Origin of the sequence: Rhodococcus sp. IEGM 1366, assembly GCF_033142425.1 — a bacterium.
Taxonomy (GTDB): Bacteria; Actinomycetota; Actinomycetes; order Mycobacteriales; family Mycobacteriaceae; genus Rhodococcus_F; species Rhodococcus_F globerula.
In genome coordinates this window covers 17,745-29,886 of record NZ_JAWLRZ010000018.1, presented here as the reverse complement: position 1 = coordinate 29,886, position 12,142 = coordinate 17,745, and the positions used below count along the sequence as shown (strand labels likewise).

At 58.7% G+C, this 12,142-nt stretch carries 10 protein-coding genes; 3 read left to right on the top strand and 7 right to left on the bottom strand.

The window, feature by feature from the left end; all coding sequences use genetic code 11:
* Positions 1-11: 11 nt before the first annotated feature.
* Positions 12-1,820, bottom strand: a complete 1,809-nt coding sequence (locus R4P64_RS31985) for a hypothetical protein (protein ID WP_317824215.1) — start codon at positions 1,818-1,820, stop codon at positions 12-14.
* A 445-nt stretch (positions 1,821-2,265) separates the two neighbouring features.
* Here R4P64_RS31985 and R4P64_RS31980 point away from each other — a divergent pair, with 445 nt between their 5' ends.
* The 3 genes from R4P64_RS31980 to R4P64_RS31970 all read left to right on the top strand — a co-directional run bounded on the left by R4P64_RS31980 (position 2,266) and on the right by R4P64_RS31970 (position 6,072).
* On the top strand, positions 2,266-3,195 hold the full coding sequence (locus R4P64_RS31980) for a DUF1707 domain-containing protein (RefSeq protein ID WP_317824213.1): 930 nt from the start codon (positions 2,266-2,268) through the stop codon (positions 3,193-3,195).
* 333 nt (positions 3,196-3,528) lie between these two features.
* Positions 3,529-4,002, top strand: a complete 474-nt coding sequence (locus tag R4P64_RS31975) for a hypothetical protein (RefSeq protein ID WP_317824212.1) — start codon at positions 3,529-3,531, stop codon at positions 4,000-4,002.
* A gap of 1,035 nt (positions 4,003-5,037) precedes the next feature.
* The gene (locus tag R4P64_RS31970; RefSeq protein ID WP_317824211.1) at positions 5,038-6,072 is read left to right on the top strand and encodes a hypothetical protein; all 1,035 of its coding nucleotides are present in this window, start codon (positions 5,038-5,040) and stop codon (positions 6,070-6,072) included.
* Positions 6,073-6,724: 652 nt separating this feature from the next.
* On the opposite strand, the gene R4P64_RS31965 is transcribed toward R4P64_RS31970, so the two are convergent.
* The 6 genes from R4P64_RS31965 to R4P64_RS31945 all read right to left on the bottom strand — a co-directional run bounded on the left by R4P64_RS31965 (position 6,725) and on the right by R4P64_RS31945 (position 12,141).
* Positions 6,725-7,006, bottom strand: coding sequence for a hypothetical protein (locus R4P64_RS31965; RefSeq protein ID WP_317824210.1), 282 nt, complete (start codon positions 7,004-7,006; stop codon positions 6,725-6,727).
* A gap of 547 nt (positions 7,007-7,553) precedes the next feature.
* Entirely contained in the window at positions 7,554-7,826 is a 273-nt protein-coding gene (locus R4P64_RS34180) for an HNH endonuclease signature motif containing protein (protein ID WP_411742752.1), read from the bottom strand.
* Between the two features lie 417 nt (positions 7,827-8,243).
* Positions 8,244-8,411 (bottom strand): hypothetical protein, encoded by a 168-nt coding sequence (locus tag R4P64_RS31960; RefSeq protein WP_317824209.1) that lies wholly within the window; start codon positions 8,409-8,411, stop codon positions 8,244-8,246.
* Positions 8,412-9,134: 723 nt separating this feature from the next.
* Positions 9,135-9,356 (bottom strand): DUF4177 domain-containing protein, encoded by a 222-nt coding sequence (locus R4P64_RS31955; protein ID WP_317824208.1) that lies wholly within the window; start codon positions 9,354-9,356, stop codon positions 9,135-9,137.
* 400 nt (positions 9,357-9,756) lie between these two features.
* Positions 9,757-10,500: a hypothetical protein gene (locus R4P64_RS31950; RefSeq protein WP_317824206.1), complete on the bottom strand. Its 744-nt coding sequence runs from the start codon at positions 10,498-10,500 to the stop codon at positions 9,757-9,759.
* Positions 10,501-11,148: 648 nt separating this feature from the next.
* Positions 11,149-12,141 carry a hypothetical protein gene (locus tag R4P64_RS31945; protein ID WP_317824205.1) on the bottom strand — a complete coding sequence of 331 codons (993 nt, stop codon included), beginning with the start codon at positions 12,139-12,141 and terminating at the stop codon, positions 11,149-11,151.
* Position 12,142 lies beyond the last annotated feature (1 nt).

The window sequence follows — 12,142 nt, the reverse complement described above, 5'->3', positions numbered from 1 at the left end:
ACGCCACGCATCTAGATCGCCGACACGACTGCCTCTCGCCAGCAATCAGGATCGAGCCGCCGGAATCCACCCGATGCTTCCTCCCATACCACCGCCACCCCGAACCTCAGCAACAGATCAACAAGATCCACTCGAGGCTCGCCCGGAACAAGCACCGCCTTCGACGTATGGGGGACATACCGGGCGTAGTCGAGGACCTGCCCTAGTGCCGCACGGATCGTCATCCGGCCACTGTCTGCCTTGACCTCGACCAACTCGCCGGTCGTCACGTCGAACACATCGGTATAGAGGGCCGACGACTCCCCCGGCACCACAATCATCTGGCGACATACCGTGTGCCCCTGACCCTTGAGGAACCTCAGATACCGCTCTTGCAACGCCGACTCACGGCGCTCGGCTTGCACCGGACCGAGATGGTCCCGCTCGAATGTTTCGGTGGCACGGATCTCGGGCGCGATGGCGGTCACGCGCGCCACAGACAACCCCGCCGCCAGATCATGCCGTGCCGCCGTGTCGGCTGCGGCAGTCGGCACTACCCGGTCGGCACCGGGACTATTGCCGTGAGAGTGCAGACCCAGGCGGGCCAGTAGGTCGTCAAGGGCCGGGTGCTCGCGTCCGATCGCGGCGATCGCGGCGACGGCCTCTCTGCGGAAGTGCTCATCCCCGGTGAGGAGTGTGTGCGCCTCGGCGCTCAGACCAGCTCGGGGGTCGAAGCGATGGACCACGTCCCTCGGACGCAGGCCCTGACGGAGAGGGTCGTCGGGCAGCTCGATCTGCCACCAGGGTGAATCCGCCAGGGCGATCCACGGCATTGCCGGGTCCGGGACGCGTGCGGCGATCGCGAAGGGGGCCAGCAGCTCTCGCAGCGACTGTCGGGCCACCGAGAACGCGGTGAGACGAGCGCTGTCGGACGGCCTCGATATCGCCCACAGCAACACCACATACTGGTAGAAAGCCGCCCCGCCGTCCTGGCGGTGAACAGTCAGATGGTGAAGGGCGTCAAGCAAGAGAGCCCGCTGGTCGACGCCGGGACCGCGCTCGGAGCCGTCGCGGTCGGACACGTCCGCGCCAGTGCCGTCGACGTTGTCGGCGAGATTCTCCTCCGCTGCGGAGGGGGAAGTGGACGCAAATCCCAAGGCTCTGGCTGACGCGTCTGGGGCGCTTGCAGTCTCCTCTCCGACCCAGTCCCGCCACGCCTTGGGGCACTCGGCGTTTGTGGTGTCGGCTCCGCCCAGGACGCTCGTCAGCCAGCTCCGCGGCACGACTTCCGTATCCAGGACCGTGAACCGTGCGCGGTAGTTCTCGAACTCCTGCCCTGAGACGGTGTGGCGAACCACTGTCAGCACGTCCTCAGCATCCGGCGTCGGTTCGCACGGGACCAGAAGACCGAGAAACCGTACTGCGCGGCCGATTCCGGCTTTCTCGAACAGCAGGAACGGCGGCACCGAAAGTCGGCCCTCGCGGGCGCCGCGAGATGCGTCGAAAGCGTTGCGCAACAGTATGTTTCCGCCGCGCGTGGTCTTGAGCAGGTCTCGGCCCGGCTTGCGGTTGTCACCAAAATACGTGAACACCCCGGTCTCGGGGTCGAGTGCGTCCGGCCATTCCGCCTCCGCACCGCTGGTGTAGAGCACAGACAACCGGACCGTGCCCTTTGTCGGTGACCCGGCATGCCGGAAACCGCCTTGGTTTCCGACCGGGAGCAACTTCGCCAACGGGTCATCGGCGGCGGTGCCCTGACTACCGCCGAGATAGACGGCACCGACGTACAGGTCGGCGTCGGCGAGATCCTCGAACGGGATGGTTCTGTTGTCGGTCGGCACGATCGCAAACCGTACAGCGGGCACCCGACATCGAATCACTCCCAGGCACCCTCGCTCGTGACAAAATTTGATACCACAGCGAGCGGAGGGTCAGGCTACGTCCGCTCCAGGTTCTGGTTGTGACGAGACGGACGGTCCGGTTGAAGCGCCGATATCGTCGAGGACAACTCCCGTTTCCTGGCGGAGCGCACACCACACCGGAGTGCAAACCGCCACGCCCAGTAAAGAACGTCGCACTAGCGGATGCCTTGCACACGCACGGATTCCGGCATCGTGCCTGTTTATCGATCTTGGTCTCAACAGGTCAACGCATCACCGACGACAACACGACTGCTATACGATCCAGGTGACAATATGTCACCTATCCGTGCAGCAGTCCCGCGTGCCGATAGCGCCGGTAGCGCCGGTAGTCGTAACTGACCAAACTTTCTGACGAAGGGCAATTGTGGGAATTGACAAGCGCGCTGGTGCCGAGGACCGCGAGCGTGTATCCGAGCAACTCATACAAGCGATGAGCCACGGATACATCAACCCCTCTGAATACTCTGATCGCGCAGCTGCCGTCGCGAACGCGACACACATGTCCCAACTATCGGCACTGACGGAGGATCTTCCGAACAACTTCAAGAGCAGCGGCAAGCACCACCTACCGGTCAAGCCTTTGCTCGCAGTCGGGGCCGTCGCAGTTATCGGCCTGGTCGCGGCAGGGCTGACACTTGGCGGCACCAACAAACCAGAGCAAACGGGTATCAGCGGCGAAGGATCTGTCGCCGCGGACAAAGCGACCGGTGACAGCTCACCCGCTTCGGACTCGACGGCGACGGTGTTGCAGGCCGGGTTCGGGCAGGTCAAAAAGACCGTGTGGGTGTCTGCGGAAGTCGAAAACCTCACCGGGAGTGACGGAGCGTTCGCTGTAGCGAACTTCAACCTGTTCGACGGTGCAGGGAACCTGGTGAAGACCGCGTCACACACCGAAAGATTCGGGTATGGCGTGTCGCGAATGTTCATCGGAACGATAGTGTCGCTCGACGATGGCATCATTGCCGAAAAGGTCGAGGCAACCGCGAATGCAACAGTTTATTCCACGGGATCGGCACCCGATTTCAATGTGATCTTGAAGATCGGCGAGGTCCAGTTCGCTCAAGCTGACTTCCGGAACGAAGCGAGAGTCCCGATTTCCAACCCGTCGGATCAGGTGATCCCGTCCGCCAGAGTTGCGATCGCATGCTTCAACGTCGCCGGACAGATCATCGGCGGCGGCTCGACGTTCCCGAATTCAATTGCCGCTCAGGGAACAGTGCTGGCCGAGACGCCTGTCTACGTCGCCGGAATTCCCAGCAGGTGTTCCGCGACCGCGGTGCCTAGCAAATACTGAAGCGTCGGTCGCCCGGCCCGGCGTCCACCTACCGCCGACACGAAATGTCGGGGTGGAACAAGACCGCAGCAATACGCGCAACGTGGACGTGTGTACAGCGGCTGCCAGACCGGACCCATGAGGCGGCTCTTCCATGAACATTCCGAACTCGGAAGATCTTCAGCACAATCGATTACGTCGACTGCATCAACGCCACAAGTTACGAAGCCCAGTCAGTTTGCCGTTGATCCGGATGAAGACCTCCTCGAGGTGCCGTGTGTCACCGGGCCGGCTATACAACAATCGAAACAAACGCAACATCAGCGATCTACTGATGGCTGACAATCGCCCGAGATGCGCCAGCACACCAGTTCACCGCGCAGTAGTGCTGTAGAAACCAGACCATCGAACGGAGGCACCGTCGCCGACACCCCGATTGCCATCGAAACCGACAAGAACCTCCTCGTCGTCGCTCTCGCAGATGCGGGCTTCATCATCGATCCGATCAACCCACTCTCCACTCGGCGCGTCGCCGCAGTCACGTCATCGGATAGACGCGTGCGCCATGCGTCGATGGATTGGATCTGTCTGCCCGACAACGGTTTCCGGGTATCAATACCTAACTCGACCGTGCGAACCATAGCAGTCAACGAGTTGACGATGCGGGTGCGTTCACCGGCCCGGTTCGTGATCCACGTGCGGGCCCGATCCAATCCGGCGGCGTTTGTGGGGAAGCTTGCTTGGTTGACGGTTGCGCCGGTTGCGGTGGCCACGACCGACAGCGCGTGGTTGGCTGCGTGCCTGTCGATTCCGACAACGAGTTCGTAGTGATCTGCGACGATGAGCATAACGGCGAAAATCCTCCTGCTGGGCGACGTTGCTGGTCGGCGTCGGCCCGGAGCGAGCGCTTCGAGGCAGGCCTGTAACGGGCCACAACCCCGCAACAACAGGGTTGGGCAGGCTTCTAATCAAGCCACCGAAGCTAGTCAGAGCCAGCGTCGCCGCCGCAATCGATGGACAATTCCCCACAAGTGCACTCTGAGAGGCAAAGCAGTCCCTGAGTCACTTAGGTTGCAGCGACGATACCGATCCTGTCAGCCGTGCCAGGCCAGCCGCAATCAACACTTGCAGGCAGTCCCGTCGCATATAAATAATGATTGAAGGTGAAGCCCTGTGGGTACTGCCATTACGCGTTCCGACGGTGGCGTTCGCAGCCTCCCGAGCATGCACCAGTGATTGGGAAGTCAGTGAACAACTGATCAACCGTTGACGAGGTACTGCTGTCATGGGATATGCCAACAGCAGGAATCGTCTACACCACACTGTGGGGACGATGCGGACCGCGTTCGAGAGTATGGACGCAAACGGGGATCACCCGTCATGTTCATCAGGACGATCGTCAGCGGCATAAGCGGAGCTGACAAACCTGAAAGTACGCGGCAAGCGCCTGTCGCTACCTCATAGTCCTCCGGGGCGGCACTACTGAAGGGCTGTCCGGCACCGACAACCACGGAGCACAGTTAACCTTCACTGGAATGAGCGTAGAGAGCAGTAAGGATCGAAAAACATAGGGCAACAACAAGTCTGGAGAGAGGAGGCTAGGATCACCCCGGGATTACACTGCAATCCCAGTCACACTTCAACATCCGCTTGATCGTCAGCAATTAGCCGTGAATGCGCCTGCGGGGTAGCAGCTACCTTCCAATTCACATGGCATGCAATGAGCGAACTGATCCAGTGCCACACCCTGTGCCAGGGCCATGTCGACTAATGGCGTCCAATGACGACAAACCCGGACGCTCAAATCGGAATTGACAGTCCCACATGGGAAATCGACAATAAAGATGGAACGAGTTGATCAAGATGCCACCACCAGACACCCTATCACCGGCGGCCAAAGCAATGCTCAAGACGGGGATCCAAGGCACGCCCACAGCAGGAGGCCTCACGCAATACATCGAACAGTTAGAGGAACGCCGCCGGTGGCAGAAGAAGGCTGGCGCAAAGGAGCCGGACCAAACCGTTACCGAGTTGATTGCCCTCGCCGAACAACGGCGCGCTGAGAAGCTCATAGCTACGCACTACTACGCAGACGGCGGTCCACTCAACTCTGTTGGGCAGCCGATGGGAAACGGGCTGCAGATCCACGTTACGCGCAACGGTGACGAGTTCGGCGCCGACTTCCGATCCGGTCACATCACCTTTCTAAATGATGGACCTGAAACAGTCAGTCAAACAGTGACCGAGCTGAATGTCGAGTTTGTTGGACTTGAGTGTGTCTCTCGGCAAGAGAAGATGGATGAGGTCTTCGGCGTCGTCAGTGCGGTTGGACCTGCGAATTCGACCCAAACCACTCATGCGTTCCCCGGGAACGACAACAAACTGGATATGGGTCCAGGTCTCCGTATTCGGTCGATGAACCAGAAGCTCTACCAAGGCCCTGTGGAAGACGTGGTGTTAATGTGCTCGCTCATCGAGCACGACGATTTCGCGGATATAGAAGGCACTTCGAAGCAGATCGCCGACAAGATGGTTGAAGTTGGCGGCCAAGTGGTCGGCGGATTGACTGGAGTGCCCGCGGAGTCAGTTACAGATGAAACGTGGTTTCGTGATGGTGCGGCGTTCGTTGTTGGTTTCGTGATGGGAGACGTGTTCGGCGCCGGCGACGACCCTTACGGCGCACAGGCACTGAAAATCCCATGGACATCGGTGCTCCCAGATGGTCCGCCACGCCAGCCCCCACGCACCAGAGCCGATGACGGCGGTCGTATCCCACTCTGGACGCATAGTGTCCTGCTTACCGGAGTAGACGACAACAACGACGTCGGACGCTACAACTTCTACTTCGACTGCCATCTCGAAGAAGTCCACCGGAAGTCGAGCAAGAGCGTCGTTTGAGGTCGGCGAGAAGTTGCAGCACCTCGAGTTGCGTCGGGGACACATTTTGATGCTATTTCTAGCGCGTGGTGCCGTCGGTGTCGAGGGTTGGCACACCTTAATCAGTTTTCACCTGCCGTCGACACCTCGACATCACCGATCACCCCAACATCACCTCGAAAAAACTAAGACGTCGTGATTGACGCTGGCGGCTCTCGACTAGTCCGTCCTGCCTTCGAACGCAGGCAGTTGCGCCGCTCGTTCAACACCGGTCGACGCATCAGACCCCGACCGCGAGCGATCTCGTGGACCGTAGTTCACCCGCGACGAGCCGAACAAGCTGTGCTCTGGGAAGGTCCTCGAATGGAAGACTCCCGCCGAAGTTCTCGACGAACAGCTACGCTCACTCCAACAGTCCGGTGTTGCATCGACCGGTTGAACTCGCCCCTTGAGCATGGAATATGACATGTCCCGGCGGAAACGACAACATCTCGGTCGTGGTGATCGACAGCGCGAACGGACATCAAGGTGCGAACCGGGCGCGCCGATCACTACCGGCAGGTAGCCGGCCGCTACGTCTTCACAAAAACGATCAGCTCCTGCTGCCTAGTCCACCAGCCCAACACCACTTATTTGCACGAGAAATAACCCCATAGCTCAGGATCGGCACGAATTACGTTTGGGCCCTTTCGATGAACTTTTGAGCGTCGACAGAAAGCTTGACCTCGGTATGAAACCCTTGATTTCGAGACTCTCCTCGAGCAGTTTCCAAGACCTTTGCCAAAGCGGATGCGACAGCCTCCTCCGATGAGCCAGGGAAGGCTGCCGAACGCGCCTCGCTGCCGGTGGCGATGATGCCGACGGCGGGCTCAGTCCGGTGCCCGTGGAACACCGCGAAGCTGGTGTAGAACCCGAACCCGAACTTGCTGCCATCAGAGTTGAGTTCGGCGATCACACACCACCACAAGTCGAACTGGCACAACGAATTCAGCAGCAGATCGCCCTCGTTGTCTCGACTTCCACCGGGGCGAGGATGTCCCGCCGCAACGACGGCCTCTCACGGCCGTATGCGCGCGCGACCGCGAGAATATTGCCGCCTGAATCGCACCGGAGTGTCCGGAGACTTCATCCTTTGGGAAAGATGGAGTCATGTCGTCAGCAACGAACAAATGGTACCCGCCCGAACTGCGTGAGCGGGCGGTGCGGATGGTCGAAGAAGTCCAACACGAGTACCCGTCGGAGTGGGCCGCGGTTGGAGACTGGTCCCGACCCATAATCCGGTGACATACGCCCGAACCGAACCGGCGGCGCGGTCGGCAACGTTGGCCCGCCACCGCATTCGCGAGGCCCATGTCGAGTCACGCGAGAATCTTGACAATTACGTTGTTGAGCAATGCATCCGGGGATGACGGCAAGTTCATGGACACCGATGAACCTCTGCACCTCTTGAGCAGATCGGCAACGTTTCGTCCACCAATCATTCGACGCTGGCCGGCAATCGATCACCATGACCGAATCGCAGCGTCGCAATGCTCCCGCAGCGCAACGGGATCAGGCCCGGGAACGACCGGCCTCCCTCGCAATTCTCGATAGTCCGGGTACCGGTCCAGCCCCGGATGCGTCACAAGGACAAGCTTGTCCGGATCAATCGTGACCCGACCTACGTCGAACAACTGGTGGATGTCGGCGCGTAACAAGATGCCGTCCTTCAAGTCGTGAGTCCCATGCTGGGCGAACGGACGAAGTGGGCAGCCTCGAGGATCTCTGCCGGACACGGCCCCGTCACCGCGCACACCAAGCCGTACATCTGCAAAAGTTCTCTGCGAAACTTGTTTGTCCCCTTACGGATCGAACAATTGCCTCGCTATGTCCTCCGGTGATCGAAGAATGAGAACCCGGTTCGGTAAGTACTCTCAGATCAGCGGGCGCCTCGACGGAAATCCGGTCGAGTAGCTTCATTAGTCCATCGATCTCGCATGACCGAATCGCGTTCTGCGCCACTCCACTCAGCAGCGACTCCAGCTCTCCAGTCGTGATCGCGCCGTCCAACGCTTGCCATCTCGACCCATATGCCGCGGTGTACTCGGTCACCGGCTCACTGCGTTTGGTTGGAGTCTCAAACTCGTCTTTGCAGTGCCGAACACGTACACACCTCTTCCCTTGCGGTACTCGACTCCCGTCCGCTCACAACTTCAGCACCGAGAACGCACCTTTGTCGTCGACGTCGTACGAATATCGTCAATTCGCGCGATGCCAAGGACGACGTCCTGATCACGGAAGACCACAAGATCGCCTACCTCTACCTGCCAACCGGTAAGCCACGCCACTGTCGTAGACGTAATGCGACCCGAGGACGTCACTGTAGCCATCGTTGCTTTGCCAACTACGTTCTCCCGACACCGACGAGAAGACCCAGGCCCGCACTGTTGCTCCATCCAAGAAGTCGACAACCTGCTTATGACGCGAGCTCACGTATCCCCAACGACAGCCCGAATACGCACAAATCGACGTCCATCCCGATACTGGTCACCGACACTGTCGAAGAACTCGAAGCCTGGATAGGACTTCGCGACCGGACACTGCATTAAAAACGCGGTCCGCACCCGGAGGACTCACCGCATGGATGGCATCGCCGATCAGTGTGACACGACTCGGTCCCCAGGCAGCCACCGGCTCAACAATAGGGATTCGAACGGGAAGAATCGATTCGGTTTCCCAGAGTGCCAGAAGCTGCTGCACTTCCAAGTGACAGTTGTAATCGATAAGCGTCCGGCAATATTGCGTAAGTCTGGCCGACCCCGCATCGGAATGGGCCCGGCGCTTCTAATGGTGGCCGACCCCGCATCGGAATGGGCCCGGCGCTTCTAATGGTGGTCGACCTAGCGTAGTGCAGCGGCCGTCCAAATCACGTACAACCCGATAACTCTCCGTCCTGGCCATTTCTTGTGTTCGAGGAAGGACTCTTCTAATCTGCGGGTCGCTTGATGTTCAGTCAGAACCTTTCAGCACACCGGCCGCCGTAGGTCGCGGGTGATTTTTCCGTTCACTTGACGCGAGCTGTCGTGAACGAACTTCGCTGGCTCCTAAGTGAGCTGTCGTTTGAATATCGCGAGGTAGAGTTGCCCCTTGACGTTACCGGTGATGTTGCCCATCAGTGGAATATTCTGATAACTAATCAGCTCCCACCCTTGGCTCCCCATGCTGTTGAGGTGGTTGGAAAATGCCTGTAGCGATTCTGCCTGTTTCTTTGCATTCCACCGTTCAGTGATGTTGATCGACTCTGACTTGTATTCCCACGTTGCCATCGGATTCCTCTAATTTGGTCACTTAGCGCGACATTCAACAAGAACGTAGATGCTACTCGACCCCGTGATGAAGGTCAGGGGCTCTTCAACCTTGAGCTGGCAAATCCTGAACAGAGCCAGTAACGGGTAGTCCATCAGCAGGAGGGATCGTCGAGATACGCATCAATCAACGGAACTGAGGTCCACCCCGAAAAGTGGACAACGGTCACGCGGCCGTTCGCTCGAATGATCGCCGACTGCCGTCGCCCGAAAGAGAGGACGACCGGCCGCTGCGCGTGTCGATGCCTCATGCATCTAGTTCTGGGCGGTCGTTTCTAGGCTGGTATTCGCCGCTGACTCTACCGCGGCGATCTCTTCCGATATTTCCAGTCGCGCTCGGGATATGTTTGGGCGCATAACATTAAATGGTCTCATTGGGATTGTCAGGGATCGAGAGACCGATAGTGGTTGCCACATTTCGGATCACCTTGGACTCTCGACTGTTCTGTGTGTGAACGGAGTTCAGCCACCGGGTCAGTTCTGTCTCCGCTAGGTCCAGGATTGTGACGGTGTCGCCATCAGTCTTGATGACGTGCGAGCCGATCTGTCTGATGGCTACACCGAGACGATCTATGGAGCCGGTCAACAGCGGAGGAGTTTCCTCCTGGCCGGCTCCTGCTTGTGACATTCCGATGAACCAGATCTGCCAGGCAATGAACATCGAGGCGTGCCAACCTAATAGCTCTCGATAGTGGCGGTCTCGCCGCTGCCGAAGCGGATGGCGAAGCCACCGCCGCGTTCGATGCGTCAGTTGCCGCTTCTGCCCGGGGCGTTTCTGGCTAGGCCCCCCAGATGGATACTGAACCAGGATGACACGCAGTCTGTCCAGTGCTCCGCCGACGACATAGAAGCTGCTGAATATGTGCTCGTCAATCGCGCCAGTTGATTTGAAGGTGTGGCCGCCGGAAGAGGCTGTAGTCCACCACCGATATTCGTGCTTGCTGAGATTTTGGCGCGCAGTTGCGACGTCACCGGTGGTCAGTGCTTCGTGGAGGGCGATCGCCGCCCGATCTCGCGATGCCCATGACCCCACGAGATAGATCGTCCCCGAGCTCGCAAAGCTCAGGATGACGGCTACTAGCGGCCACCAGAACCACTCAACCATGTATCATCACTCGACCGCACTGCCGCATCGGTTCCTCCTCTTGCTCTTAGATTTTCAATGGGATTTCGGTGAATAATGTAACGATGCGAGCCACGGTAGCGCAGTGAGACTGCGCGTATCGACTGCCGCTGTCATCTGTCAGTATCATCCCTGATTCTTCCTTTTCGAATACGCATGCTGCTTCCTCAACCGAGGCGAGGGCCGCTTCGGTTGAGGAAGGCAATTCGACGGCAGATTTGAATGACCCTCGAAGTGGGAGAGTTCAAGCCATCGCTGCAACCCGTTGTTGACACATTCGCTGGGAGACTCAGAAGCATTCTGGCGAAGGTGGCCGGGCTCCTCCCCGCATCCGCAGGGAACACTCTTCTGGACCTACCGATTTCGCGGGAAAAGCGTGGTTTCGGCATCACTCGGGAAAAGCAGATTTCGCTAATACTGCCCTACCTACGCTGCCAGAGGTAGTCCGGATTCCGGAAAATTGAATCTTCCTGCCGTAAAAACTGCTCACATTTCGCCAACGAGGGTCTCTTCTGCCGTCACTTCTCAGAGTTTTGGTGCGCCGTGTCCTACGCGAAGTAGGAAGGATGAAAGTTGGATGCTGAATACTGGAGGCAATCGCAGGTCTGTCTGTACCCCAGAGCCTTTGCCTCAACCCGTTACCGGGACGAGTCCTTCCAACCTGGCCAATTCGGAACCATTCCACCCACCTCCTTCGTTCCAAACCGAACGAATTCCGTGCATTTCGAGGAACTCGGCATAAGCCTCACCGATCGACTCCGAGAAAACCCCCACCAGCGCCGGCTTCTGATCAATCGGGTACAGGAAGTGTTGATACTGGAACAGCTGGCCGACGACAGCTCTGACTGCGTCAGTCGCGTTTCCCTTGTAGATGACTTTGACCTCGACAAGCCAATCACGATCCTTGCGCATCAACGTGAGATCACGGGGATGGACAGTGGTCGCGGGAACGAAGCCAGACTTCGCCATCGCCGTGCCGTAGGTGTGTACGAGTCGCTCGTGGAGTCGAGTCTTCGTCTGGGTGTGCCCGGTGATCGTTGCGAGATAGTCGGAATCATTTTTGGGCTTGAAGTCTGGAAGTTCGTCGTCGTCGGGATCTGCGGTGACCGTAGGTGCGGAGGCCAAGTCGAAACCGAGGAACTCGATGAGGTTTATGCTCTTGTCCGCGTCGAGAACTGTGAAACCTTGGATGCTGTTATTTGATTTGTATCCGACTGCTGCGTTGATCTCCGGGACAGGGATGTTCAATTCGCGGACGTCGTCGATCGCGAACATCAACTCCCAGGTTTGACCGTCGTCGTCGCGAGTCCACAGTTTCTCTGCAATCTCCTCACTCCGAAACGTGTGACGCACAGTGCCAGCCGAGAAAATTGTGTTCTTTTTCGCGAACAACACGAAATCGCCGGCTTGAAGCTTGGCATGTTTTTTCACATTGCTGCCGTTCGCTGCAGGAGTTGCTCCCCAGACCTGCAACTTGCCCGCAGGAAACGCGGCCCGAAGCACCTCGAAATCCGATGACTGCAATCCCGTGAAGTCTTCGAGCGCAACGAAGTTGGCGACTGTGTCCTCGTAGTGCTTTTGAGATTCCTTGCTGCCCGCGGGTTGCAGTACGACCAATGCCATC

Excerpts from the sequence above, each read along its gene's own strand:
- R4P64_RS31970 (WP_317824211.1), top strand. The coding sequence starts at position 5,038 with ATGCCACCACCAGACACCCTATCACCGGCGGCCAAAGCAATGCTCAAG.
- R4P64_RS31950 (WP_317824206.1), bottom strand. The coding sequence starts at position 10,500 with ATGGTTGAGTGGTTCTGGTGGCCGCTAGTAGCCGTCATCCTGAGCTTT.
- R4P64_RS31975 (WP_317824212.1), top strand. The coding sequence starts at position 3,529 with ATGCGCCAGCACACCAGTTCACCGCGCAGTAGTGCTGTAGAAACCAGA.
- R4P64_RS31945 (WP_317824205.1), bottom strand. The coding sequence starts at position 12,141 with ATGGCATTGGTCGTACTGCAACCCGCGGGCAGCAAGGAATCTCAAAAG.
- R4P64_RS31955 (WP_317824208.1), bottom strand. The coding sequence starts at position 9,356 with ATGGCAACGTGGGAATACAAGTCAGAGTCGATCAACATCACTGAACGG.